At 74.5% G+C, this 24,537-nt stretch carries 19 protein-coding genes and 4 riboswitches; of the genes, 10 read left to right on the top strand and 9 right to left on the bottom strand.

Translation table 11 applies throughout. The features are described 5' to 3' along the window. Window positions 1-228: hypothetical protein (locus STBA_RS38425; RefSeq protein WP_216355982.1), on the bottom strand; the 228-nt coding region annotated here is incomplete at its 3' end. A gap of 49 nt (window positions 229-277) precedes the next feature. Between STBA_RS38425 and STBA_RS27455 the strand changes: the two genes are divergently transcribed. The 9 genes from STBA_RS27455 to STBA_RS27415 all read left to right on the top strand — a co-directional run bounded on the left by STBA_RS27455 (window position 278) and on the right by STBA_RS27415 (window position 12,537). After that, entirely contained in the window at window positions 278-1,975 is a 1,698-nt protein-coding gene (locus STBA_RS27455; protein WP_253195041.1) for a family 43 glycosylhydrolase, read from the top strand. Between the two features lie 239 nt (window positions 1,976-2,214). Continuing rightward, window positions 2,215-2,646, top strand: a complete 432-nt coding sequence (locus STBA_RS27450; RefSeq protein ID WP_077061767.1) for a hypothetical protein — start codon at window positions 2,215-2,217, stop codon at window positions 2,644-2,646. Between the two features lie 60 nt (window positions 2,647-2,706). Then, window positions 2,707-2,896, top strand: a riboswitch (cobalamin riboswitch). Window positions 2,897-2,964: 68 nt separating this feature from the next. Continuing rightward, a complete protein-coding gene (locus tag STBA_RS27445; protein ID WP_077061766.1) occupies window positions 2,965-4,005 on the top strand; it encodes an ABC transporter substrate-binding protein in 1,041 nt (346 codons plus the stop codon). Then, window positions 4,002-5,045, top strand: coding sequence for an iron chelate uptake ABC transporter family permease subunit (locus STBA_RS27440; RefSeq protein ID WP_077061765.1), 1,044 nt, complete (start codon window positions 4,002-4,004; stop codon window positions 5,043-5,045). The genes STBA_RS27445 and STBA_RS27440 overlap by 4 nt, the downstream gene beginning before the upstream one ends. Continuing rightward, a complete protein-coding gene (locus STBA_RS27435) occupies window positions 5,042-5,848 on the top strand; it encodes an ABC transporter ATP-binding protein (protein WP_077061764.1) in 807 nt (268 codons plus the stop codon). Before STBA_RS27440 ends, STBA_RS27435 begins: the two co-directional genes overlap by 4 nt. Beyond that, window positions 5,842-5,961, top strand: a riboswitch (cobalamin riboswitch). Its footprint overlaps the gene before it by 7 nt. Window positions 5,962-5,997: 36 nt before the next feature. Beyond that, the gene (gene cobN, locus STBA_RS27430) at window positions 5,998-9,606 is read left to right on the top strand and encodes a cobaltochelatase subunit CobN (RefSeq protein WP_077061763.1); all 3,609 of its coding nucleotides are present in this window, start codon (window positions 5,998-6,000) and stop codon (window positions 9,604-9,606) included. Then, window positions 9,603-10,340, top strand: coding sequence for a precorrin-6A synthase (deacetylating) (gene cobF / locus STBA_RS27425; protein WP_077061762.1), 738 nt, complete (start codon window positions 9,603-9,605; stop codon window positions 10,338-10,340). Before cobN ends, cobF begins: the two co-directional genes overlap by 4 nt. Continuing rightward, complete coding sequence (locus tag STBA_RS27420) at window positions 10,340-11,821, top strand: cobyric acid synthase (protein ID WP_077061761.1); 1,482 nt, start codon at window positions 10,340-10,342, stop codon at window positions 11,819-11,821. Before cobF ends, STBA_RS27420 begins: the two co-directional genes overlap by 1 nt. Further along, on the top strand, window positions 11,818-12,537 hold the full coding sequence (locus STBA_RS27415; RefSeq protein WP_077061760.1) for a cobalt-precorrin-6A reductase: 720 nt from the start codon (window positions 11,818-11,820) through the stop codon (window positions 12,535-12,537). The genes STBA_RS27420 and STBA_RS27415 overlap by 4 nt, the downstream gene beginning before the upstream one ends. Window positions 12,538-12,684: 147 nt before the next feature. Here the strand turns inward: STBA_RS27415 and STBA_RS27410 are convergent, their stop codons facing one another. The 4 genes from STBA_RS27410 to STBA_RS27395 are packed head-to-tail and all read right to left on the bottom strand — an operon-like array spanning window position 12,685 to window position 18,767. Beyond that, window positions 12,685-13,632 (bottom strand): cobalamin biosynthesis protein, encoded by a 948-nt coding sequence (locus tag STBA_RS27410; protein ID WP_077061759.1) that lies wholly within the window; start codon window positions 13,630-13,632, stop codon window positions 12,685-12,687. Next, entirely contained in the window at window positions 13,629-16,097 is a 2,469-nt protein-coding gene (locus STBA_RS39560) for a cobyrinate a,c-diamide synthase (protein WP_216355981.1), read from the bottom strand. The genes STBA_RS27410 and STBA_RS39560 overlap by 4 nt, the downstream gene beginning before the upstream one ends. Beyond that, the gene (gene cobO, locus STBA_RS27400; protein ID WP_077061758.1) at window positions 16,087-16,701 is read right to left on the bottom strand and encodes a cob(I)yrinic acid a,c-diamide adenosyltransferase; all 615 of its coding nucleotides are present in this window, start codon (window positions 16,699-16,701) and stop codon (window positions 16,087-16,089) included. Before cobO ends, STBA_RS39560 begins: the two co-directional genes overlap by 11 nt. Then, entirely contained in the window at window positions 16,701-18,767 is a 2,067-nt protein-coding gene (locus STBA_RS27395) for a VWA domain-containing protein (protein ID WP_077061757.1), read from the bottom strand. Before STBA_RS27395 ends, cobO begins: the two co-directional genes overlap by 1 nt. A 44-nt stretch (window positions 18,768-18,811) precedes the next feature. Next, a riboswitch (cobalamin riboswitch) is annotated at window positions 18,812-18,959 on the bottom strand. A gap of 52 nt (window positions 18,960-19,011) precedes the next feature. Here STBA_RS27395 and cbiE point away from each other — a divergent pair. After that, entirely contained in the window at window positions 19,012-20,259 is a 1,248-nt protein-coding gene (cbiE, locus tag STBA_RS27390) for a precorrin-6y C5,15-methyltransferase (decarboxylating) subunit CbiE (RefSeq protein ID WP_077061756.1), read from the top strand. On the opposite strand, the gene STBA_RS27385 is transcribed toward cbiE, so the two are convergent. Genes STBA_RS27385 through STBA_RS27370 form a run of 4 tightly spaced genes read right to left on the bottom strand, consistent with a single transcriptional unit; the run spans window position 20,228 to window position 24,163 of the window. Next, window positions 20,228-21,037, bottom strand: a complete 810-nt coding sequence (locus STBA_RS27385; RefSeq protein WP_171987798.1) for an SAM-dependent methyltransferase — start codon at window positions 21,035-21,037, stop codon at window positions 20,228-20,230. The genes cbiE and STBA_RS27385 overlap by 32 nt on opposite strands. Next, window positions 21,034-22,644: a precorrin-2 C(20)-methyltransferase gene (locus STBA_RS27380; protein ID WP_077061754.1), complete on the bottom strand. Its 1,611-nt coding sequence runs from the start codon at window positions 22,642-22,644 to the stop codon at window positions 21,034-21,036. The genes STBA_RS27385 and STBA_RS27380 overlap by 4 nt, the downstream gene beginning before the upstream one ends. Beyond that, window positions 22,641-23,306, bottom strand: coding sequence for a precorrin-8X methylmutase (locus STBA_RS27375; RefSeq protein WP_077061753.1), 666 nt, complete (start codon window positions 23,304-23,306; stop codon window positions 22,641-22,643). The genes STBA_RS27380 and STBA_RS27375 overlap by 4 nt, the downstream gene beginning before the upstream one ends. Continuing rightward, window positions 23,303-24,163: a hypothetical protein gene (locus STBA_RS27370; RefSeq protein WP_216355980.1), complete on the bottom strand. Its 861-nt coding sequence runs from the start codon at window positions 24,161-24,163 to the stop codon at window positions 23,303-23,305. The genes STBA_RS27375 and STBA_RS27370 overlap by 4 nt, the downstream gene beginning before the upstream one ends. A gap of 56 nt (window positions 24,164-24,219) precedes the next feature. Next, window positions 24,220-24,406: riboswitch (cobalamin riboswitch) on the bottom strand. Window positions 24,407-24,537: the final 131 nt, after the last annotated feature.

Raw genomic sequence — 24,537 nt, 5'->3', positions numbered from 1 at the left:
ACGCAATCCCGAGCGAAAGGAAGTGATCATGACACGTACATCCCGTGCGAATCCACGGCGATGGAGGCTGCTCGTCGCCGCGTCGTTGTTCGCGTTGGTAGCCGCACCGCTCTCGGCAACCGGTTCCGTTGCCGCGGCGGAGAGCATGGCCGGCGGCGAGGCTGAATCAACCGATCCTCTCGTCGCGCTGTCCGAAGAAGTCTCCCCACACTCTGCCGCGGACTTCACGGCCGGCTCCTGGGCATCCTTCGCCTCGGCCAGGGACGCCGCCGTACAGTTGATCGAGCAGGAAGAGACAACCGCCGCGGAGCGTACCGAGGCCCGCGCGGCGCTCCAGGAAGCCACCGACGACCTGGTGATGGTCCGCGGCCTGACGACTCTGGTCGCCGATTACGAGACACGCGTTCCCACCGACTACACCACCGCGACCTGGTCTCCGTTCGCCGAGGCGTTGACCACCGCGGCCGATGTCGCCGGTGACCCGTCTGCGACCTCGTCGGAGGTGGCTGCCGCGAAGACGGACCTGCAAACGGCCGCGTCCGAGCTGGAGCCGTTGCAGGGGTCGTTCGAGACCATCACGAACGACACGTTCTGGAACGACACCGACGGCAACCCCATCTACTCCCAGGGTGGCGGGGTGTTCAAGTTCGGCGACACCTACTACTGGTACGGCGTGCACTACCGAGGCGCCGAGTCCTACCGCGAAGATCCGTCGAGGAAGTACGACGACCAGGTCTCCTTCGTGTCGATCCCGGTGTACTCCTCGCAAGACCTGGTGAACTGGACGTTCGAGAACGATGTCGCCACAACTGCCACCGGCCTCGGCGACCTGGGCGGCGACCTCGGCGACGCCGGCTGGGTGGGGCGTCTCGGCGTCTCGTACAACGAGAACACCGGCAAGTACGTGCTTCCCGTGCAGATGTGGCACCCGGCGCACGACCACGGCGTTCTGTTCCTCCAGGGCGACTCGCCCACCGGCGACTTCGTCTTCGGCAACTTCCAGACCCAGGTCCAGAACTCGCCGACCACGGGCACCGGGGACCAAACCGTCTTCACCGACGAGGACGGGCAGGACTACCTGATCTTCTCCAACCGCGAGGGACGCTCCCGGGCTTTCGTCTCCAAGCTCAGCGCGTCCGACTCGCTGAGCGCGGAGCCCGCGGTCGAGGTCGGCTACAACGCCGATGGCCGAGAAGGCAACGCCATGTTCAAGCTCGACGGCAGCTACTACCTGGCGGCCTCGGACCTGCACGGCTGGAACTCTTCGGTCAACCACGTCATCGAGTCCACCACCGACGACATCCAAGGTGATTACTCGGACGAGTACACCCTTCCGGGTACCGAGATGGACTACAGCCACGTGACCCAGACCGGGTTCTTCGTGACGGTCGAGGGAACGGAGCAGGACACGGTGCTGTATGCCGGTGATCGCTGGGCCGACTTCGCGTGGAACGGCATCGGCTACAACCAGTGGATGCCGATCGACCAGGACGAAGCGGGCGAGCTCCAGTTCCACTCGATGAGCCAGTGGCAGTTCAACGCCGCCACCGGCCAATGGCGGGTCGGGCCGCAGAACAACTACATCCTCAACCCCGACTTCCAGGCCGACCGGATCATCGTCTCGGACCTGACCGGGTGGACCAACACCGGCGGCAGCGTGACCAACGTCGAAGGCGGCGCGAACGCGAGCCGGTTCGCGCTGCGGGTCAGCGGCGGCGGCACGCAGCAGGAGATCGACGTGCCCGAGGGCGCCTATGCCCTGTCCCTGTCCGCCAGGGGAGAAGCCGGCGAGGTCGTGGTCACCGACGCCGACGGCAACGACAACGTCCTGGAGGTCCCCTCCTCCGGTGACTGGTCCGAGCACGAGCTGACCGGGATAGAACTGCCCGCAGGACCCGTCACCGTGACGGTCCGATCCTCGGGTTCCGGCGGCTTCACCGTCGACGGCCTCTCGCTCGTCCAGCAAACGGGATAACCGGCCCCGAGCCGTCATCCGCCGCCTGATAACCGCTCAGAGGCTTGCCGTGACGCGGGCCCCCGGGGTGCCCGGCCGTGGCCGGGACCCCGGGGGCCCGCTGACGTACCGTCGGTGCGGGCAGGTGTCCAGCGACCCGGGTGCCGTTCGGAACGGAACTGACGGCGGTCTGCCGTCACTTAATCGGAGCAGTGTCGATGACGGGATGTATCTGGCCACTGCCTGGAAGGAGGCCCGTGATGGCGGGCATCGGCACCATCGAACTGAAGCTCCAGACCGCCAAGGACTCCGACGCCGGAACCGACGGCTGGGTCTACCTCGGCATCGCAGGCCGCGAGTTCCACGTCGAGACTTCCGACAACGACTTCGAGCCCGGTGCGGCGTACACCTACGTCTTCGGGGAGAACGCCAACGTCCTGGACCCGGAACGGAACGACCCCGGCGCGCCCCGCATCTCCACCGATGACCTGGACCGGTTCCCCGCCTACATCCGCTTCGAGCCCCGCAACAACGACGACGCCTGGTGCCTGGACGAGGTGTCCGTCGTCGTCAACCCCGCCTCCGAGCTGCCCCACCGCTTCAGCAACCCCGCCGTCATCGGCGCCGCCGAGCACCGCAAGGTGTGGCTGGGCCAGAAGACCGGCAAGTCCATCCACCTGCGCCGCTACTGATCGACTCGCGCACCGGTCAGGGGCGGCCGAGCCGGGCCTGGCCGGTGGGATGACGCGCTGTGATAGCTTGCCGGGGCCAGTCGAACCCACACGTGCGTGGGTCAGGGAATCCGGTGCGAATCCGGAACTGACGCGCAGCGGTAAGGGGGACGGGCGGGGCATCAGCCACTGGACCACGATCACGGTCCGGGAAGGCGCCTCGTCCGGGTGATCCCGAGTCCGAAGACCTGCTGGCGGCCTCCGCGCCCGGCGTCGTGCGGCGGAGGGACACCGTCCGACAGGGTTCCGCGCTCGAGCCCTCGACACCCGGGGAAGTTCATGCCGGTCGCGCAGTTCGTCCGTCCTTCCGTCCTGGTCCTCGCGGGAGTTCTGCTCCTGACCGCCTGCGGTGCCGACGCGTCCTCGCCGCCTTCCTCGGCGCAGCCGGGGGAGAGCGGCTATCCGCTGACGCTCGACAACTGCGGGCGGACGGTGGAGATCGCCGCCCCGCCCCGGCGGGCGGTCTCGCTGTCCCAGGGCACCACCGAGATCCTGCTGTCCCTCGGTCTGGCCGGCCGGATCGCCGGCACCGCCACCTGGACCGACCCGCTGCCCGAGGCGCTGGCCGAGGCCGGTGCGTCGGTGCCCCGGCTCGCCGACAACGCCCCCTCCTTCGAACGGGTCCTGGACACCGAACCGGACTTCGTCTCCTCGTCCTACAGCTCCCTGCTCGACACGGGGGGCGTGGCCACCCGCGAGCAGTTCGAGGAGCTGGGCGTGCCCACCTACCTGTCCCCCGCCGACTGCGTCGGCAAGGACAACAGCGGCGGCGGTGACGGGGTGCGCACGGAGGCGTTCACCATGGAGACGGTCTACACGGAAGTCCGCGAGCTGGCCAGGGTCTTCGACGTCGAGGAGCGCGGCGAGGAGCTGGTCGCCGAGCTCGAAGCGCGCGCGGCGCGGGCCACCGCCGGCATCGACGCGTCCGGGGTGACGCTCCTGTACTGGTTCGCCAACTCGGAGGCCCCCTACATGGCGGGCTGTTGCGGTGCTCCCGGCGTCATCACCGACGCGCTCGGCGCGGAGAACGTGTTCGACGACACCCACGAGGAGTGGCCCCAGATCAACTGGGAGACGGTCGCCGACCGCGACCCCGACGTGCTGGTGATCGGCGACCTCACCCGCGACTCGCAGACGGCCGAGAGCGCGGCGGAGAAGATCGCGTTCCTGGAGTCGCACCCGGTCACCCGGAACATGACGGCCGTCCGCAACGAACGGTACGTCCTGCTCAGCGGCCAGGCCATGGACCCGACCATCCGCACCGTCGAGGGCATCGAGCAGGTGGCCGCGGCGCTGCGCGAGCACGGGCTCGCGGAGTGAGCCACGGCATACGTCCGGCCACCCGGGGTGGTCTGCTGTGGGGGGCCGGACTCGCCGTGCTGTGCGCCTCCATCGCCCTGACCGTCACCATCGGCCCGGCGTCCATCGGCGTCGGCGACGTCTGGTCCACCATCGCGGCCCGCCTGGGCTGGGGCACCTCGGATCTCACCAGGCTGCGGGAGGAAATCGTGTGGAACCTGCGGCTGCCGCGCGTCCTGCTGGCGGCCGTGTGCGGCGCAGGACTCGCGGTGTGCGGGGCGGTGATGCAGTCGCTGCTGCGGAATCCGCTCGCCGACCCCTTCGTCCTGGGCGTCTCCTCCGGGGCCTCCACCGGGGCCGTCGTGGTGGTCGTCCTCGGCGCCGGCGGCGGCGCGCTGTCGGTCTCCGGGGGCGCGTTCCTGGGAGCCGTCTGCTCCTTCGCGCTGGTACTGCTGCTCAGCCACACCCTGGGCGGCACCCCGGACCGGGTGGTCCTCTCCGGTGTCGCGGCGATGCAGCTCTTCTCCGCGCTCACCTCCTTCGTGGTGATGACCGGCGCCGACGCGGAGACCACCCGCGGCGTGCTGTTCTGGCTGCTCGGTTCGCTCGGCGGGGCGGGCTGGACGGACGTGTGGCTGTGCCTGGCGGTGCTGCTCGCGGTCCTGGTGGTGTGTCTTGGGTACTGCCGGACCCTGGACGCCTTCGCCTTCGGGCAGGACGCGGCGGCCTCGCTCGGGGTCTCCGTCGCCCGCACCCGGCTGGTGCTGCTGTGCGCCACCGCGCTGCTGACCGGCGCGCTCGTCAGTACCGCGGGGGCCATCGGCTTCGTCGGCCTGGTGCTGCCGCACGCCGCCCGGGCACTGACCGGTCCTGGTCACGGGCGGCTGCTGCCGGCCTGCGCCCTGACCGGCGCCGTGTTCCTGGTGTGGGCCGACACGCTGGCGCGCACCGTTCTCGATCCGCAGGAGGTGCCGGTGGGGGTGGTGACCTCGCTGGTCGGTGTCCCGGCCTTCGTCCTCGTTCTGTACCGCACCCGCCGCGGCGTCAGGAGCGCGTCATGACGCTGCACGCCGAGGGGGTCTCCCGTTCCGCCGGCGGGCACCTGATCCTGGACGGTGTCGACCTGGCCCTGCGCCCCGGGCACACGACCGGCGTGCTGGGGCCGAACGGGTCGGGCAAGTCCACGCTGCTGCGCCTGCTCGCCGGCCTCCTCTCCCCCGCCTGCGGGCTGGTCACCCTCGACGGGTACCCGCTCGGCGAACTGCGCCGCAGAGCGGTCGCCCGGCGGGTGGCCGTCGTCGAGCAACAGGCCGACACTCAGGTCGAGTTGACCGTCGCGGACGTCGTGGGCCTCGGCCGCGTCCCGCACCGGCGCCCCTGGACCCCCGGCTCGCCGGACGACGAGCAGGCCGTGCGCACCGCCCTTGAGCAGGCCGGACTGACCGGCCACGCGGAACGCGCCTGGCACACCCTCTCCGGAGGCGAACGTCAGCGCGTCCAGATCGCCCGCGCCCTCGCCCAGCAGCCCAGGGAACTCCTGCTGGACGAGCCGACCAACCATCTGGACATCCAGCACCAGCTCGATCTGCTGGCCCTGGTCGCCGCCCTCCCCCTCACCACGGTCGTCGCCCTGCACGACCTGAACCTCGCCGCGATGTACTGCGACGACCTCCTGGTGCTCGGGCGAGGACGCGTGGTGGCCCGTGGCACGCCCGATGAAGTGCTCACCGAGGAACTCATCGCGCAGGTCTACCGGGTACGCGCCGACGTCACCCCTTCCGGACCCGAAGGGCGCCCCCACATCCGGTTCCTCGGCACGCTCCCGCCGCCCCGGCCGGCCGAAGGGGAACGTCGCGTAGGCTGACCGTCGCCCGCGGTGCCAGGAACCCGGTGAGATTCCGGGGCGGTTCCGCCACTGTGACGCCGTCGCCCGTTCGACGGCGCAGCCAGATACTGGCCGCGGGCCCGTCCGACCGTCACACGGGGCGAGAACCCCGGAGGAGGAACTTGGCGATGGCCGAGCCCGCCAAGCGCATCGCGCTGCTGTCCACGTCCGACACCGATCTGCTCTCCGCCCGTGCCAGCGGCGCGACTTGGCGGTGGGCCAACCCGGCACGGGCCGGCGACGCCGAGCTGGCCACCACCGTCGCCGACGCGGACCTCGTCGTCGTCCGGCTCCTCGGCTCGCCGAGCGAGCTGTGGAACGGGCTCGGCGCCGTCCGTGACCGGGGCACCCCCCTGGTGGTCCTGGGCGGGGAGCAGCAGCCGAACGCCGAGCTGATGGAGCGCTCCACGGTGCCGATCGGCGTCGCGGCCGAGGCCCACCGGTACCTGGCGGAGGGCGGCCCCGCCAATCTGGCCGAGCTGCACGCGTTCCTGTCCGACACGGTACTGCTGACCGGCGAGGGCTTCGAGCCGCCGATCGCGATCCCCGAATGGGGGTTCGCCGCCCGGCCGGCGGCCCCCGACGGAGAACTCCCCCGGGTCGGCGTCCTGTACTACCGGGCCCACGAGGCCAGTGGGAACACGGCCTTCGCCCACGCCCTCGCCGACGCGATCGACGCGACCGGCCGGGCCGTCGGGGTCCCCGTCTTCGCGGGCTCCCTGCGCTCGGCCCCCGACAGTCTCTACGACGCCCTCGGCACCTTCGACGCGCTGGTCGTCACCGTCCTGGCGGCCGGGGGCACCGTTCCGTCGAACGCGAGCGCTGGCGGCAACGACGAGGCGTGGGACGTGCGGCGGATGGCGGCGCTGGACATACCCGTTCTCCAGGGCCTGTGCCTCACGTCCAGTCGCGCCGAGTGGGAAGCCTCGGACGACGGGGTCACGCCGCTGGACTCGGCGAGCCAGATAGCCATTCCGGAGTTCGACGGCCGGATCATCACCGCGCCGTTCTCGTTCAAGGAGTTCGACGCCGACGGGCTGCCCCGCTACGTCGCCGACGCCGAACGCTGCGGCCGGGTCGCGGCGCTCGCCGTCAACCACGCTCGCCTGCGGTCGACGCCCAACCGGCACAAGCGGATCGCCGTCGTGCTCTCGGCGTACCCGACCAAGCACGCGCGCATCGGCAACGCCGTCGGTCTCGACACCCCGGTGTCGGCCGTCCGGCTGCTGCGCCGGCTCCGGGACGACGGCTACGACCTGGGCGCGGACAATGCCGTGGTCCGCATCCTGGACGCAGGACACACCGACACCGAGGCGGGCGACGCGCTCATCCACGCCCTCGTCGCCGCGGGCGGCCAGGACGAGGAGTGGCTGACGTCCGCGCAGCTGACCGACGCCCATGTCCGCATCGGCGCGGCGGAGTACGAGGCTTGGACCGCCGACCTGCCGGCCGGCCTGCGCGCCGCGATGGCCGAGACGTGGGGCGCCGCCCCGGGCAGCCTGTTCGTCAACGACGCCGGCGAGCTGGTGCTGGCCACCCTGTCCGCCGGCAACGTCGTCCTGCTGATCCAGCCCCCGCGCGGCTTCGGCGAGAACCCGGTCGCGATCTACCACGACCCCGACCTGCCGCCGAGCCACCACTACCTCGGCGCCTACCGCTGGCTGGAGCACGGCTTCGGCGCCCACGCCGTCGTCCACCTCGGCAAGCACGGTTCGCTGGAGTGGCTGCCCGGCAAGAACGCCGCGCTCTCGGCCGCCTGCGCCACCGACGCGGCGCTCGGCAACCTGCCGCTGGTCTACCCGTTCCTGGTCAACGACCCGGGCGAGGGGGCGCAGGCCAAGCGCCGCGCCCACGCCACCATCGTCGACCACCTCGTGCCGCCGATGGCGCGGGCGGAGACCTATGGCGACATCGCCCGGCTGGAGCAACTGCTCGACGAACACGCCAACATCGCCGCGATGGACCCGGCGAAGCTGCCCGCGGTCCGGGGCGAGATCTGGACGCTGATGCAGGCCGCCCAGCTGCACCGCGACCTCGGTCTTGAGGCGCGCCCGGGGGACGACGAGTTCGACGACTTCCTCCTGCACGTCGACGGCTGGCTGTGCGAGATCAAGGACGCCCAGATCCGGGACGGCCTCCACGTCCTCGGCGAGGCCCCGACCGGTGCGGCCCGCGTCAACCTGGTGCTCGCGATCCTGCGCGCGGCCCAGGTATGGGGCGGTGTGGGCGACGCCGTTCCCGGCCTGCGCGCCGCGCTCGGCCTGAAGGACGCCGCCGCGGCGAGCACGGCCGAGGTCGACGGCTTCGAGGCCGAAGCCCGCGAGCTGGTCGAGGGGATGGAGGCGGCCGGCTGGGAGCCCGCGGCCGCGGCCACGCTCCACGCCGCCCAGGAGGTCCGGCGGGCACTGGAGTTCGCCGCCGTCGAGGTCGTGCCGCGACTGGCCCGCACGACCGGGGAACTGGCCGCGGTCAGCCACGCCCTCGACGGCGGCTTCGTGCCGGCCGGTCCTTCGGGGTCCCCGTTGCGCGGCCTGGTGAACGTGCTGCCGACCGGGCGGAACTTCTACACCGTCGACCCCCGCGCGGTGCCCTCGCGGCTCGCCTGGCAGGCCGGCCAGGCGATGGCGGACTCGCTGCTGCGGCGCTACCGGGAGGAGACGGGCGGCTATCCGCGGTCCGTCGGCCTGTCCGTGTGGGGCACCTCCGCCATGCGCACCTCGGGGGACGACATCGCCGAGGTCCTGGCCCTCCTGGGGGTGCGCCCCGAGTGGGACGCCGAGTCGCGCCGGGTCGGCAGGCTCGCCGTCGTCCCCCTCGACGAGCTGGGCCGGCCCCGCATCGACGTGACCGTGCGCATCTCGGGGTTCTTCCGCGACGCGTTCCCGCACGCCGTCGCGCTGCTCGACGACGCGGTCCGTCTTGTCGCCGCGCTCGACGAGCCGGACGAGCAGAACTACGTGCGGGCCCACGCCCGCGCCGACCTCGCCGAGCACGGCGACGAACGCCGGGCGACCACCCGCATCTTCGGCTCCCGGCCCGGCAGTTACGGAGCCGGCATCCTACAGGTGATCGAGTCGGGGTCGTGGCGCGACGACAAGGACCTGGCCGAGGTCTACACGGCGTGGGGCGGCTTCGCCTACGGACGCGACCTCGACGGCGCCCCCGCCGACGACGACATGCGCGCCAACTACCGCCGGATCAAGGTCGCCGCCAAGAACGTCGACAGCCGCGAGCACGACATCGCCGACTCCGACGACTACTTCCAGTACCACGGCGGCATGATCGCGACCGTCCGTGCCCTGACCGGCGCCGATCCCAAGGCGTACGTCGGCGACTCGACCTCGCCCGACGCGGTGCGGACCCGCACCCTGGCCGAGGAGACCTCCCGCGTCTTCCGGGCCCGCGTGGTCAACCCGCGCTGGATCGCGGCGATGCAGCGGCACGGCTACAAGGGCGCGTTCGAACTGGCCGCCACGGTCGACTACCTGTACGGCTTCGACGCCACCGCGGGCGTCGTGCACGACGGCATGTACGAGGAGCTGGCCAGGCAGTACGTCCTCGACGAGACGAACCAGCAGTTCCTGCGGCGGTCCAACCCCTGGGCACTGCGCGGCATCGTCGAACGGCTCCACGAGGCGGCCGAGCGCGGCCTGTGGGCGGAGCCGGACCGCGGCCTGCTGGCCGCGATGCAGCAGGTGTACCTGGAGGTCGAGGGCGACCTGGAGGACGAAGGGTGAGGATTCGGGTCCTGGGCATCGGCATGGGTCCGCAGCATGTGACGCCCGAGGTGGCCGAGGCGCTGCGCTCGGCCGACTACGTTCTCGCGCCCCGGAAGTCGGAGGAGGACCGGCTGCTGGCCGTCCGGCGCGCGGTCTGCGAACGGTACGGCGTCGCGCTCGCCGTCGTACCCGACCCCCCGCGCGACCGCGACGACCCGGCCGACTACCAGGCGGCCGTCGCCGCCTGGCACGAGGCCCGCGCGGCGGCGTACGAGCGGGTGCTTGCGCGCCGCGGCGGCACCGCGGCCATCCTCGTATGGGGCGACCCGTCGCTCTACGACTCCACGATCCGCCTGGTCGAGCGGCTCGCCGGCCGGCTGCGGGCCGACTGGGACGTGCTGCCCGGCGTCAGCGCGCCCCAACTGCTCGCCGCCCGGCACCGGATCGTGCTGCACGAGGTCGGCAGGCCCGTCCACGTCACCCCGGCGCGCCGGCTGCGCGAGGCGGTCGAGGCGGGGCAGGAGAACATCGTCGTCGTCCTCGGCGGCAGTTCCGGGCCATCCGAGCTGTCCGAGCTTCCCGGCCTGGCGGACTGGACGATCTGGTGGGGCGCCAACCTCGGCGGCCCGGGCGAGGAGCTGGTGCACGGCCGCGTCGGCGACGTGCTGCCGGAACTGGCCGCGGCCCGCGGGCGGGCCAGGGCCGCCGCGGGCTGGGTCATGGACGCCTACCTGCTGCGCCGGGTGCGCTGATGGCGGGCCTCCTGGTCGCCGGCGCCACCTCGGACGCCGGGAAGAGCGTCGTGACGACCGGCCTGTGCCGCGCGTTCGCCCGCCGGGGCGTCCGGGTGACCCCTTACAAGGCGCAGAACATGTCCAACAACTCGATGGTCTGCCACGGCCCCGACGGGCGGCCCGCCGAGATCGGCCGCGCCCAGTGGGTGCAGGCGCTCGCCGCGGGCGTGCGCCCGGAGCCCGCGATGAACCCCGTGCTCCTCAAGCCAGGCAGCGACCGGCGCAGCCACGTCGTGCTGCTGGGACATCCCGCCGGGGAGGTCGCCGCCGGCGACTTCGCCACGGGGCGCCGGCACCTCGCCGAGGCCGCGCACGGCGCGTTCGACGAGCTGGCCGCGCGGCACGACCTGGTCGTCGCCGAGGGCGCCGGCTCACCGGCCGAGATCAACCTGCGGGCGAGCGACTACGTCAACATGGGCCTCGCCCGGCACGCCTCGCTGCCGGCCGTCGTCGTCGGCGACATCGACCGGGGCGGTGTCTTCGCCGCCCTGTACGGAACGGTGGGGCTGCTGGAGGCGGCCGACCAGGCCCTGGTGGCCGGTTTCGTGGTGAACAGGTTCCGGGGCGAGCCGAGTCTGCTCCGCCCGGGGCTCACGAGTCTGGAACGCCTGACGGGCCGCCGGGTGTACGGCGTCCTGCCGTGGGCCCCCGGCCTGTGGCTGGACTCGGAGGACGCCCTCGACCTGGCGGGCCGGCGGTCGGCAGGCGACCGTGCGCGGCGCGTCGTGGTCGTCCGGTTCCCGAGGATCAGCAATTTCACCGACGTGGACGCGCTCGGCCTCGAACCGGATCTCGACGTCGTGTTCGCCGCCGACCCGCGTGACCTCGCCGACGCCGATCTGCTGGTGCTGCCGGGCACCCGCGCCACCCTCGCCGACCTCGGCTGGCTGCGGGCGCGCGGGCTCGACCGCGCCGTCGCCGACCACGTCCGCCGGGGCAAACCGCTCCTGGGGATCTGCGGCGGCTACCAACTGCTCGGGCACCGCGTCACCGACCCGCACGGCGTCGAGGGGGCGGCCGGCTCGGACGTCGCCGGGCTCGGCCTGCTCGACGTGCGCACCGAGTTCGCGGCGGAGAAGACGCTGCGGCTGCCGACCGGAACGGCGCTCGGTGCCCGTGCCTCGGGCTACGAGATCCACCACGGCCGCGTCACGGTCGGCCGGTCCGCCCCGGAGTTCCTCGGCGGCGTCCGGGCGGGCAACGTCTTCGGCACGCTGTGGCACGGCGCGCTCGAGGGCGACGAGCTGCGTGCGGCGTTCCTGGCCGAGACCCTCGGCCTGGCCCCCTCCGGGGTGAGCTTCGCGGCGGCGCGTGAGCGTCGGATCGACCTGATCGCGGACCTGGTCGAGCAGCGGCTCGACCTCGACGCGCTCCTGACGCTGGCCCGGGAGGGGGCACCCCCCGGTCTGCCGGTCCTGGCGCCCGGGGGCGGCGCATGAGACTGCTGCTGCTGGGTGGCACCTCGGAGGCCCGCGCGCTCGCGGCGCGGCTGATCGAGGAGGGTGTCGACGTCACGACCTCCCTGGCCGGCCGGGTGGCGCGGCCGCGGCTGCCCGCCGGGCGGGTCCGCGTCGGCGGCTTCGGCGGCGTGGCGGGGCTGCGGGCCGCGCTCGCCGGATACGACGCGGTCGTCGACGCCACCCACCCGTTCGCGGTGGGCATGACCGCGAACGCGGCGGCCGCCTGCACCGCCGTGCCGCTGCTGCGGCTGGAGCGGCCCGGGTGGGAGCCCCGTTCCGGGTGGCGGTACGCCGACACGCACGAGCAGGCCGCCGGTCTTGCCGCGGCGCTCGGCGCCCGCCCGTTCCTGACGGTGGGCCGCCAGGAGCTGGCCCGCTTCGTGCCGACGCTCGCCGACCGCGCCGTGCTGGCCCGCGTGGTCGACCGGCCCGCCCTGCCCCTGCCCGGGCGATGGCGGCTGGTCACCAGCCGCGGTCCTTACCATCTGGACGGCGAACTGGACCTGATGGGCGGCCACGCGGTCGACGTGCTCGTCACCAAGGACTCGGGCGGCACCTACACCTGGCCGAAGCTGGCCGCCGCCGAACGGCTGGCCGTGCCGGTGGTCGTCGTCCGCCGCCCGCCAGGCCCTTCTGGCGTCCGAACGGTCCACGACGTTCGCGAGGCGGTTACGTGGGTCCTGCGGCTGCGGTGAGGGCGCTCCCCGCGCCGGGTCGGGCCGGGCCACGCCGGCGAAGTCGCGTCGACGCCGCGGATCGCTGACCCGAGCCGTGCCATGCACGAGGCCCGGGCCCGCCCACTCGCGGTCGCGTCCACGGTGCCCGCGGCGGCCACCGCCGCCTCACCGGGTCCGCCCGCGGCGCCCGCGGGCCCAGGCGGCACCGGCCGCCAGCAGCGCCGCGCCCGTGCCAACCCGCCTCGCGAGCACGACGGCCCGCGGAACGTCGGCGCGCCGGGCCCGGCGGCCGGTGCCCAGGACCGGGCGGTGCTCGGTCCTGGTGCCGTAGCGGTTGGTGCCGCCGAGCCGGACGCCGAGCGATCCGGCGAATGCCGCCTCCACGACGCCGGCGTTCGGGCTGGGGTGGGCGGCGGCGTCCGCCCGCCAGGCCGCCAGCGCCTGGCGCGCGCGGGCCGGCGCCGCCGCCGCGGCGAGGGCCCCGCCGAGCCGCGAGCCCGGCAGGTTGAGCAGGTCGTCGAGCCGGGCCGCGGCCCAGCCGAACCGCTCGTGCCTGGGGGTGCGGTGACCCACCATGGCGTCGAGGGTGTTGGCGGCGCGGTAGCCGAGCAGCCCGGGGACACCGGCGAACGCGCCCCACACCAGCGGCGCCACGACGGCGTCGGAGGTGTTCTCGGCGACGGACTCGACCACGGCCCGGACGATCCCGGGCTCGTCGAGGCCGCTGGTGTCGCGCCCGACCAGGTGCGTCAGCCGCAGCCGTGCCGCGGGCAGGTCGCCGCGGTCGAGACAGGCGTGGACGGCGAGCGCCTCCCGTTCCAGGGAACGGCCGCCGAGCACCGCCCACGCGGCGGTCGCGGTGACCGCCGCATGGGCGAGCGGGCACCGCTCGGCGAGGCGGTCCGCGGCGCGGCCGGCCAGGGCCGCTCCCCCGACGAGCGCGACGGTGTACGCCAGGCCGCGGGAACGGCGGTCGGCGTGGACCCGCCGCTCCAGGGCCGATGCCACCGCGCCGAAGCCCGCCACCGGGTGGTGGCGGCGCGGATCGCCCAGCAGCCGGTCGGCGGCGAAGCCGAGCAGCAGCCCGGCGGCACGGGAGGCGCCGGGCGTCATGAGGCGGCCACCGGCGGGGGGAGCGGTGCGTCCGGGGCGGGTGCGTCCAGGGCGGCGAAAAGCCGCCGGGTGCGCTCCGGCGGCCGGGCCGCGACGCGGACCCAGTCGCTGCCGAGACCGGGGAAGGTGTCGGCTCTCCGTACCGCGATGCCGCGGGCGCGCAGCATCGGGTGCATGCCATCGCCGAGGCGGGCGAGGACGAACGGCGCCGCGGACTCGACCACTTCGAAGCCCCGTTCGCGGAGCCCGCCCGCGAGGTACTCGCGCCACCGGACGAGAGCGCGGGCCCGGTCACGTCCTTCGGATGCCGCCGCGGCGGAGCAGACGGCGACCGTGGCGTCGACGGCCGTCGTCGACACCGACCACGGCGGCTGGTGGGCCGCCAGTTCGCGGATCACCCCGGGGCCGGCGACCACGTACCCGGCGCGCACGCCGGGGATGGACCAGTGCTTGGTGAGGCTGCGGATCACGGCGACCCCGGCCAGGCGTTCCCCGACCAGCGACTCCCGCTCGCCGGGAACGGCGTCCATGAACGCCTCGTCGACGACGACAAGGCGCCACGCGCGCCGCAGGCCGCGCACCACCTCGGCCGGGTGGAGCACACCCGTCGGGTTGGTCGGGTTGCCGATGACGACGAGGTCCGCCTCCTCCGGCACGTCCGCCGGGTCCAGCCGGAATCCGCGGTCGGGACGGCAGAGAACGGGCGTGACGTGGTGGCCGGTCTGTTCGAGCGCGGCGTGCGGCTCGGTGAACTGGGGGTGGACGACGACCGGGCGCTTCCAGTCGCGCAGGCGCGCGACGAGGGTGAACGCCTCGGCGGCACCGGCCGTGGGCAGCACCTCGTCACCGTGGCGTCCGTGGCGTTCGGCCACCGCGGCCCTGGCCGGTGCCGGATCGGGATAGTCGGCCACCCGGTCGAGGCTTCGGCGCAGCGCCCGGTCGAGCCACTCCGGCCGCCCGCCGTCGTACACGTTGACGGCGAAGTCGATCAGTCCTGGGCCCGTCTCTCGGTCCCCGTGGTGGCGCAGCGGGTCCGGCACCGGCTCGCTCCCGCCGGGCGCCGGTGGAGGGCGGGGCGCGGCGACGGGGCGGGCCGTGACGTGCGGTGCCGCGGCGTGGACGGCGTCGGCGAAGCGCTGCGCGAGCCGGGGGTGGCCGGCCCAGTGGACGTGCAGGTACGAGGCGTGGCACGTGGCCGACGCGAACCCGGTGGCCTCGCCGTCGATCCGCCAGGCCGGAACGGTGCCGGCCGCGGGCGTGGCCTGCGTGCGGTGGAACTCGTGGCCGGTGACCCGTTCGCCGGCCCGGGTGAGCAGGCTGCCGGTGGCGGCGGTCGCGACGGCGTAGCGCAGGGTGAGCCGGTCGGTCATGGCGGTCGCCGTCGGCAGGACCCCGGCCATCTCGGCGCCGTCGAGGGACGCGGCGAGGTAGAGCAGCCCCGCGCACTCGGCGACGGTGGGGATGCCGCGGCGCACGGCGGTGCGCAGGTCGTGCAGGAGGGCGCGGTTGGCGGCGAGGCCGGCCGCGTAGACCTCGGGGAAGCCGCCACCGAGATAGATCCCCCGGGTGCCCGCGGGGAGTTCGGTGTCGGTGAGCGGGTCGAAGGTGACCACCGCGCATCCGGCCGCCGTCAGCAGTTCCTCGGTCTCCGCGTACCGGAACGTGAAGGCACGGCCGCCCGCGACGGCGACGACCGGGCGCCGGTCCCCGGCCGCGACGACCTCGCGTCCCGGCTCCCAGGGCCAGGTGCCGAGGCCGGGGGCCGCGCGGGCGGCGGCCAGGAGCGCGTCGAGGTCGAGGTACCGGGCCAGCCGCTCGCCGAGGCGCGCGATCAGCCGCGCCGGGTCGTCGCGTTCCGCGGCCGGAACGAGACCCAGGTGGCGCGACGGCGCGGACAGGCGGTCGTCGCGGGGCACGACCCCGAGGACGGGAAGCCCGGCGCGTTCCAGCGACCGTTCGATCTCGGCGGTGTTGCGGGCCGATCCTGCCCGGTTGAGCACGACTCCGGCCACCTGGACCCCGGGATCGTACGCGGCCATGCCCGCCGCCACGGCGCCGACGGACCTGGACTGCCCGGCGACGTCCATGACGAGCACGACGGGCGTGCGGGTCAGCGTGGCGACGTGCGCGGACGAGGCGAAGCCTTCCGTTCCGAGCCGGCCGTCGTGGAGCCCCATCACCCCCTCGATCACGGCTATGTCGGCCCCCGCGGCGCCGTGCAGCAGGAGCGGGGCGACGCGGCTCTCGCCGACGAGGTGCGGATCGAGGTTGCGGCCCGGACGGCCGGTGGCCAGCGCGTGGTACCCGGGATCGATGTAGTCAGGGCCTGCCTTGTGGCCGCTGACCTCGTGCCCGGCCGCGCGCAGGGCGGCCATCAGGCCGGTGGCGACGGTGGTCTTGCCCTGTCCCGAGGCGGGAGCGGCGACCATCAGCCGCGGCAGCCGCACCCCTGTCTCACCACTCAATGCCCCGCTGGCCCTTCTGCCCCGCGTCCATCGGATGCCTGACCTTGGTCATGTCGGTGACCAGATCGGCGGCCTCGACCAGCCTCGGGTCGGCCCGGCGCCCGGTGACGACGACGTGCTGGTGGCCCGGCCGCCCGGCCAGCGTGCGGACGACGTCGTCGACGTCGACCCAGCCCCAGGCCATGGGGTAGGTGAACTCGTCGAGCACGAGCAGATCGTGGGTCTCCGCGGCCAGGCGCCGCTTGATCTCCGCCCACCCCTCGGCGGCGGCAGCGGCGTGGTCGTCGGCGTCGCCCCGCTTCCTGGCCCAGGACCATCCCGCGCCCATCCGGTGCCACTCGACGGGCCCGCCTTCGCCGGTCTCGGCGTGGAGCCGGCCGAGCCGCTCCAGAACGTCCTGCTCGCCGACGCGCCACTTCGCGGACTTGACGAACTGGAAGACCCCGATGCGCCAGCCCTGGTTCCAGCCGCGGAGCGCGAGGCCGAAGGCGGCGGTCGACTTGCCCTTGCCCTCGCCCGTGTGGACGACGACCAGGGGGCGCCTGCGCCGCTGCCGCGTGGTCAGACCGTCGTCGGGGACGGTCGGGGGCCGGCCCTGCGGCATCAGGCAGCCCCCCTCAGGCCACCGGTGCGGTCGCGGACGCTCCCGGCGAGCGCCTCGGCGCTGACCTCGGTGACCGGCAGGTGTTCGGCGCCGAGCCGGTGCGCGAGGTCGGCGGCCAGGCCGAGCCGCAGCGGGCCGGTCTCGCCGTCGACGACCACCGAGGTGACGCCCGACGCGGCGACGTACTCCGCCGCCTGGCGCGACCGGGCGACCGCGTCGGGACCTCCCGTGGCCCGGCCGTCGGTGACGACGACGAGCAGGGGGCGCAGGCGCGGGTCGCGGAGCCGTTCCCGACGCAGGACGCGGGCGGATTCGAGGAGGCCCTCGGCCAGCGGGGTCCGGCCGCCGGCCGGCAGTTCGTCGAGGCGGCGGGCGGCGATCTCCACCGAGTGGGTCGGCGGCAGGACGAGTTCGGCCTGCCGGCCCCGGAACGTCACCAGGCCGACCTTGTCCCGGCGCCGGTAGGCGTCGAGCAGGAGCGAGAGGATCGCGGTCTTCACCTGCGTCATGCGTTTGCGTGCGGCCATGGAGCCGGACGCGTCGACGCAGAACATCACCAGGTTGGCCTCGCGGCCCTCCCGGACGGTGTGCCGCAGGTCCTCCGGGCGCAGGTGGGGCCGACCGCCGGCCGTTCGGCGCGCGGTCCTGCCGCCGCCGGCCGCGGCCCGCAGGGTCTCCACGAGGTCGAGGGACCCGGACGTTCCGTCGGCGCGGCGTGCACCGACCCGGGCGCCGATGGCGGCACGGGCCCGGCTGCGCCGCCCGGCGGCGCCGTGGCCGAGGCCGCGGACGGTCAGCAGCCGGGGCCGGTAGGGCGTCGAGGCCGGCACGGCCGGGTGGCCGGCGTCCGTGTCCGGCGCGGTGGCCGCCGGAGCGCCCGGCGCGTCCTGGCCGGGGCCGTCACCCGGCGGGCCGTCCCCGTCCCCGGCCCCGTCATCGCTGCCGTCGCCGGACCCGGCACCATCGCCGTCGCCGCGATCCGGCGGTATCGGGTCCTCGGGGCCTTGGGGCGGTTGCGGTTGCGGGGGCGGCTCGGTGTCGCCGAGGAGCTGGTCGAGAAGGTCCTCGTCGAGGCCGGGGGCGTCGAACGGCTTGCGGCGCCGGCGGTGCGGCAGCGTGAGGATCGCGGCCCGGCGGATGTCCGCGCGGGTCACCTCGTCGCGGCCCTCCCACGCGGCGTGGGCGACGGCGGCGCGGGCGGTGACGATGTCGGCCCGCAGCCCGTCGACCTCGAAGGCGGCGCACACCTCGGCGATCTTGAGCAGCGCGGGCTCGCCCAGGCGCACCTTCCCGACCCGTTCGCGCGCCGCCGCGATCCGCGCCGTGAGCGCGGCATCAGCGGCCCGGTAGCGCTCGGCGAACGTGCGGGGCTCGGTGTCGTAGGCGATCCGCCGCCTGACCACCTCGGCGCGCAGGCGCGGGTCCCGCGGGGCGGCGACCTCGACGGTCAGCCCGAACCGGTCGAGCAACTGCGGCCGCAGCTCGCCTTCTTCCGGGTTCATCGTGCCGATGAGCACGAACCGGGCGGCGTGCTCGACGGAGACGCCGTCCCGTTCGACGGTGGCGCGGCCCATCGCGGCGGCGTCGAGCAGCAGGTCGACGAGGTGGTCGTGGAGCAGGTTGACCTCGTCGACGTAGAGGATGCCGCGGTGGGCGCGGGCGAGCAGGCCGGGCTCGTACTCGACCTTGCCGTGCGCCAGCGCGCGTTCCAGGTGCAGCGAGCCGAGGACGCGGTCCTCGGTGGCGCCGACCGGCAGTTCGACGAGGCGGACGGGCCGCGTCTCGGTGGCGGCGTCCGCCGGGAAGGGGCCGTCGGGCGAGGCGGCCCCCGGGTCGTTCGGGTCGGTGGCGAAGCGGTCGCCCGCCACGACGTCGATGGGCGGCAGCACGGCCGCGAGCGCGCGCACCGCGGTCGACTTGGCGGTGCCCTTCTCGCCCCGGACGAGAACGCCGCCTATCTCGGGGGCGACGGTGGTGAGGATCAGTGCGAGACCCATGTCGTCGAGTCCGTCGGGGTGCTCGGTGTCGCAGCCGAGAACTGCGGAAAAGGGGTACTGCGCCGGCATGTGAGGCTCCCGCTCGCTTCGCCATCCTCTGGGCCTGTCCTGACCCAAGTGCTCGGGCGCGAGGCCGGTCTTCGGACTTGCCGGGTCCCTGCTCGTCGTGAGCGGGCTCGGTTCACCGCAGCGGGCCTGTGCCGGAGTCTCACCGGCTTCCCAGATTCTCCCCACCGGCCTGCCCCACCGTTTCCGATGGCTGGGCCACTGGGGCACCTCGTGCCTTCCGGCGTTCACGATAGCGTCTCGTTCCATGGTGAACGCCACGGGAGTCCCCGCGGGCCCTGCGCTCCGGCCGCGGATCACGGTGGTCGGCATCGGCGCGGACGGCTGGGACGGGCTGCCCGAACGGCTGCGGGGCGTCGTGCGCGGCGCCGGCACCGTCCTGGGCGGCAGCAGGCATCTGGGCCTGGTGCCGCCCGTGGCGGGGCAGCGGCGCGAGACCTGGCCCTCGCCGCTGCGGGCGGGGCTGCCGGCCCTGCTCGACTCGCTCGGCACCGCACCGGTGGTCGCCCTCGCCTCCGGGGACCCGATGGTGTCCGGCGTCGGCACGACCCTGGTGGAGGTGCTGGGCGCCGGGGCGGTCCTGATCGAGCCGGCGGTCTCCTCCGTGGCCCTGGCGCGGGCCCGGATGGGCTGGTCCGCCGAGAGCAGCGAGGTCGTCACGGTCGTCGGCCGCGACGCGCACCTGCTGCTGCGTTCGCTCGCCCCGGGCCACCGCGTCCTGGTCCTCTCCGCCGGCCGGTCCGCCCCCGGCGTGGTGGCGGGTCTCCTGGCCGGCGCCGGGTACGGCGAGAGCACGGTGACGGTCCTCGGCGACCTCGGCGCGGCCACGGAGTCGCGTGCGGCGGCGACGGCGAACGGCTGGCTCGCCGACCCGCCGTCCGACGTACCGGCCTTGCACGTGCTCGCCCTGGACCTGCGCGGCCCCGGCGTCAGCTGGGCCACCGGGCTGCCGGACGAGGCGTACGAGCACGACGGTCAGCTCACCCGGCGCGACCTGCGCGCGGCCGCGCTCGCGCGGCTCGCGCCTGCGCCCGGGGGGCACCTGTGGGACGTGGGTGCGGGGGCCGGTTCTGTCGGCATCGAATGGCTGCGCACCCATCCCACCTGCCGGGCGACCGCGGTCGAGACCCGCGGGGAACGGGCGGCGCGGGTCCGGCGGAACGCGGAACGGCTCGGCGTTCCCACGCTCACCGTGGTCGAGGGCACGGCGCCGGAGGCGCTGGCGGGCCTGCCGGCGCCTGACGCGGTCTTCGTGGGCGGCGGGGCGACCCGTCCCGGGGTCCTCGACGCCTGCCTCGGCGCGCTGCGCCCGGGCGGGCGGCTGGTGGTCCACGGCGTGACGCTGGAGACCGAACGGGTGCTCGCCGACGCCTACTTGCTGCACGGCGGCGAGCTGTCCCGGCTGGCCGTGGAGAGCGCGGCGCCGCTCGGCGCGTTCACGGGCTGGACACCGGCGCGGACCGTCACCCAGTGGGCCTGGACGCGCCGTCGTTGAGGCCGGTGCGGTCGTTGAGGCCGGTGCGGTCGTTGAGGCCGGTGCGGTCGCGGGAGCGGTCGTAGAGGTACGACTCGCCGCCTTCGCCTCCCAGGGCCCGCCCGACGAGGATGACGGCGGCCTGCCGCAGCCCGGCCCGTTCGACGGCATCGGCGATGGTGGCGACGGTGCCCCGCAGGACCAGTTCGCCCGGCTGGCTGGCCCGGTGGACCACCACGACGGGGCAGTCGCCGCCGTATTCGGGCTCGATCTCGGTCATCAGCGCACGGATGCGGCGGATCGCCAGGTGCAGGACCAGCGACGCCCTGGTCGCGGCGAACCGGCCGAGCGACTCGCTCTCCGGCATCGCCGTCGAACGCGCCCGGGTGCGGGTGAGGACCACCGACTGGGCGACGAGCGGAACGGTCAGCTCCCGGCCGACGAGCGCGGCGGCGGCGGCGTACGCGGGCACGCCGGGCGTGACGTCCCAGGCCACCCCGGCGGCGGAGAGCCGGCGGGTCTGTTCCGCGAGGGCGGAGTAGAGGGAGGGGTCGCCCGACGTCAGGCGGACGACCTGCCGGCCCGCGGCGGCCCCCCGGGCGAGGAGGTCCACGATCCGGTCGAGGTCGAGGTGCTGGGTGTCGACGAGTTCGGCCGTCGGGCCGCAGTGGGCGAGCACCTCGGCATCGAGGTAGGTGCCCGGGTAGAGGACCAGGTCGGCCGCGGCGAGGAGGCGGGTCGCGCGGACCGTGAGCAGATCGGCCGCGCCGGGGCCCGCGCCGACGAAGTGGACGGTCATGACGCGACCCACCTCGGTGTCCAGACCCGGCCGGAAGGGGTGACGCGGGTGGCGGAGGCGCCGACGACGATCAGGCACTTCATGTCGATGGTGTCCGGTTCGAGCTCGCCCAGGGTCGTGACGGTGAGGGTCTCCCCGGCCCGGCCGATGTCACGGCCGACGACGACGACCGTCTCGGGCTTGCGGTGCGCCAGCAGAACGCGCCGTGCCTCGGCGACCTGGGTGGTGCGGGAGCGGGACGCGGGGTTGTAGACGGCGAGGACCAGGTCGGCCTCGGCGACGGCGCGCAGCCGCCGTTCGACGACCTCCCAGGGCTTGAGCCGGTCGGAGAGGGAGACGACGGCGAAGTCGGCGCCGACCGGCGCCCCGGCCCGCGCGGCGACCGCCTGTAGGGCGCTGACGCCGGGCAGGACACGGATGGGCACGTCGGCGTAGGCGGGGTCCTCGGCCGCCTCGAAGACGGCCGCGGCCATCCCGAAGACCCCGGAGTCGCCGCCGGAGACGACGGCGGCCTTCTCGCCGTCGCGGGCCAGGCCGAGGGCGAACCGGGCGCGGTCGGCCTCGACGGTGTTCCCCGAGGCGTGCCGTGCCAGGCCGGCGCGCCGGGGCACCCGGTCGACGTAGGCGCGGTAGCCGACCACATGGTCGACCGTGGCGAGGGCCGCGGTCGCCTCCGGGGTGAGCCACTCCCGGGGTCCTGGCCCGAGGCCGACCACGAGCAGCTCGGCAGGCGAGGACGGCGCCGACGGCGTCGTGCCGGTCTCGGCGGTCGTGCCGGTCTCGGCGGTCGTGCCGGTCTCGGCGGTCGTGCCGGTCTCGGCGGTCGTGCCGGTCTCGGCGGGGCGCGCCGCGGCCTTCGTGCGCGAGCGGCGGCCGTTGCGGCTGTCGCCGGTGACGAGGATGAGGGAGAAGTAGGGAACGGTCTCCGGGGCGACCTCGCCGACCGGCAGCCGGCGCTCCCCCGGCATCGAGGCCCGTTCGACGTAGAGCGCGTGGTCGAGTCGCCCGGCGGTGGCCAGGGCGCGGCGGACGGCGGGGAAGGTGCGGCCGAGCTTCATGATGACGGCGCCGTCGGTGTCGGCCAGCCGGCGGGCGAGCTCCGCCTCGGGCAGCGTGCCGGGCAGCACGGTGAGCACGTCCGTCTGCCGCACCAGCGGGGAACCCGCGGCCACGGTGGCCGCGGCGAACGCCGGGATGCCCGGCACGATCTCCGCGGCGTAGCGCTCGGCGAGCCGGTCGTGCATGTACATGTACGAGCCGTAGAACAGCGGATCGCCCTCCGCCAGCAGAACGACGTTCCGGCCCGCGTCGAGGTGCCCCGCGAGCCGCGCCGCGGAGGTCTCGTAGAAGTCGGCCAACGCGCCCTCGTAGCCGAGCGGATGGTCGGTGGTGCCGACGGTCACGGGATAGACCAGTTCCTCCTCGACGGCCGTGGCGGGGATCAGGTCACCGGCGATGCGGCGGGCGTTGGACCGCTTGCCCGCGCCGGAGTGGTAGGCCACGACATCGGCGGCGGCGATGAGGCGTGCGGCCTTGAGCGTGATCAGTTCGGGGTCGCCCGGGCCGACGCCGACGCCGTAGAGGCGGCCCTTCGTCGTGTCGTTCACTCCGCCTCCTGTGCCAGCGCGTTCAGGGCCGATGACGTCATGGCGGAACCGCCTCTGCGTCCGCGCACGGTGGCGTACGGGACGTCGATGCCGTGGTCGGCGGCGAGATCGGTCAGTGCCTGCTTGGACTCGGCCGCGCCGACGAAGCCGACCGGGCAGCCGAGGATCGCGGCCGGCCGGGGCGCGCCGTCGAGGAGCATCTCCAGCAGGTGGAAGAGTGCCGTGGGGGCGTTTCCGATCGCCACGACCGCGCCCGCGAGGCGGGGTTCCCACAGCGACACGGCCGCCGCGCTCCGCGTGGTCGACCAGTCGCGCGCGAGCGCGGGCACCCGCGGGTCGTTCAGGAAGCAGAGCACGTCGTTGCGGGCGGGCAGCCTGCTCGCGGTGACGCCCGTGGCGACCATGGTGGCGTCGCACAGGATCGGTGCGCCCGCCTCCAGTGCCTGCCGTGCGGCCGGGACGAGCCGGGGGTGGACGACGAGGTCGTCCACCAGGTCGACCTGGCCGCTGCCGTGGATCATGCGGACGGCGAGCCTTTCGGCCTCGGCGGGAAGCCCGTCGAACCGCGCCTCGCGCCGGATGGTCGCGAAGGAGTCGGCGTAGATCTCCTGGCCGTTGTCGAGGTAGTCGTAGTGGCGCCGCGGGCGGCCGAGGACGTTCATGCGGCGACCTCGGCGGCGGGGACCAGCACGCCGTGCCAGGGTGTGACGACGAGGTCGGCGCCGGTGGCGGCCAGTTCGTCCACCTGGCCGCGGGTCAGCGTGCCGCCGGCGATGCCGACGTGCCGGCCGCCGGGGACGTCGCCGTACGGGAGGGGCGCCCTCGCACGCGGCAGGGCCGGGTCGGGCCCGGTGGGCGCGGCGAGGGGAACGGCCAGCTCGCGCACGTGCCACGGCGCGGCCGGTCCTTCGCCCCTGGCGCGCAGGAACGCGAGGGCGAGTTCGGTGACCGCGTCGGCGGCGTCGCCCAGCGGCACCACGGGGCCCAGGGCCGCGCCGATCCGCAGTTGCGCCGTCGTGCCGTTCAGCGCCACGAGACCGAGGTCGCACGGCCGGTCGAGGAGATCGCCGCGGCCGTCGTCGAGTACGAAGAGGAAGCGGCCGGGGAGGTGCGCGAGACGGGCCTGCGCGAGCAGCGCGGCGTCGAGTCCGGCGGCGACGCCGCGCAGGTCCGCCCGCCCGCCGGCCAGCCCGGTCTGCGGGGAGACCATGATGTTGCGGACCAGTTCGTGCGACCGCGAGGGCAGCAGCCCGGTCGCCTCGATCGCCGCCAGCACCTCGGGGGTGAGTGCGCCGCCGTCCGAAGGCAGCCCGCGGACCTGCACATTGGCGCGTGAGGTGAGGTGGACCCGCCCGTCGCCCCACCGTTCGCCGATCGCCAGCAGCGCTCGCAGGCCGCGGGCGGGGAGTCTGCCCCCGAGCAGCCGGAGGCGGACCAGCAGCCCGTCCTCTGCGGGCCAGGGACGCAGTGCGCCGGGGCACCGGTCACGTCGATCGCGCACGGCGGGAGAGATCGGCACTGGCACGGTCCTTCGAGGTCAGGGGCGCATACGCGGAGCCCGCGGTCGACCTGGCGGCGGTCGCCGCCAGTGCCAGCAGGTCTTCGGACTCGGGATCGTCCGGTGCGCGGCGCCTTCCCGGAGCGGCACCGCTCCAGTGGCATGTCGCCGTGCCCGTCCCCCTCACCGCTGCGCGTCAGTCCCGGATTCGCACCGGATTCCCTGACTCCACGGGGGAGCTCGACTGGCCGGACCAGACTACGACGCGCCCGGCACCCACACGGCAAAGGGGCCCCCGCGACGGGCTGTGCGCGGGGGCCACACCTCACCGACGGCCCGGTCACCGATGATCGCTGCACGGGTCGCGTTCCCCACCACGCGACCGTGATCCAACG

It is taken from the genome of Streptomyces sp. MP131-18, assembly GCF_001984575.1.
In the GTDB taxonomy this organism is placed as follows: Bacteria; Actinomycetota; Actinomycetes; order Streptomycetales; family Streptomycetaceae; genus Streptomyces; species Streptomyces johnsoniae.
Note: the sequence above shows the minus strand (reverse complement) of the source record. Positions and strands in the feature narration are given on the sequence as shown.

What these genes read in the sequence shown, in the direction of transcription:
- STBA_RS27450 (WP_077061767.1), top strand. Translation starts at nt 2,215, where the DNA reads ATGGCGGGCATCGGCACCATCGAACTGAAGCTCCAGACCGCCAAGGAC.
- STBA_RS27445 (WP_077061766.1), top strand. Translation starts at nt 2,965, where the DNA reads ATGCCGGTCGCGCAGTTCGTCCGTCCTTCCGTCCTGGTCCTCGCGGGA.
- STBA_RS27435 (WP_077061764.1), top strand. Translation starts at nt 5,042, where the DNA reads ATGACGCTGCACGCCGAGGGGGTCTCCCGTTCCGCCGGCGGGCACCTG.
- cobN (WP_077061763.1), top strand. Translation starts at nt 5,998, where the DNA reads ATGGCCGAGCCCGCCAAGCGCATCGCGCTGCTGTCCACGTCCGACACC.
- STBA_RS27420 (WP_077061761.1), top strand. Translation starts at nt 10,340, where the DNA reads ATGGCGGGCCTCCTGGTCGCCGGCGCCACCTCGGACGCCGGGAAGAGC.
- STBA_RS27415 (WP_077061760.1), top strand. Translation starts at nt 11,818, where the DNA reads ATGAGACTGCTGCTGCTGGGTGGCACCTCGGAGGCCCGCGCGCTCGCG.
- STBA_RS27410 (WP_077061759.1), bottom strand. Translation starts at nt 13,632, where the DNA reads ATGACGCCCGGCGCCTCCCGTGCCGCCGGGCTGCTGCTCGGCTTCGCC.
- cobO (WP_077061758.1), bottom strand. Translation starts at nt 16,701, where the DNA reads ATGCCGCAGGGCCGGCCCCCGACCGTCCCCGACGACGGTCTGACCACG.
- STBA_RS27395 (WP_077061757.1), bottom strand. Translation starts at nt 18,767, where the DNA reads ATGCCGGCGCAGTACCCCTTTTCCGCAGTTCTCGGCTGCGACACCGAG.
- cbiE (WP_077061756.1), top strand. Translation starts at nt 19,012, where the DNA reads ATGGTGAACGCCACGGGAGTCCCCGCGGGCCCTGCGCTCCGGCCGCGG.
- STBA_RS27385 (WP_171987798.1), bottom strand. Translation starts at nt 21,037, where the DNA reads ATGACCGTCCACTTCGTCGGCGCGGGCCCCGGCGCGGCCGATCTGCTC.
- STBA_RS27375 (WP_077061753.1), bottom strand. Translation starts at nt 23,306, where the DNA reads ATGAACGTCCTCGGCCGCCCGCGGCGCCACTACGACTACCTCGACAAC.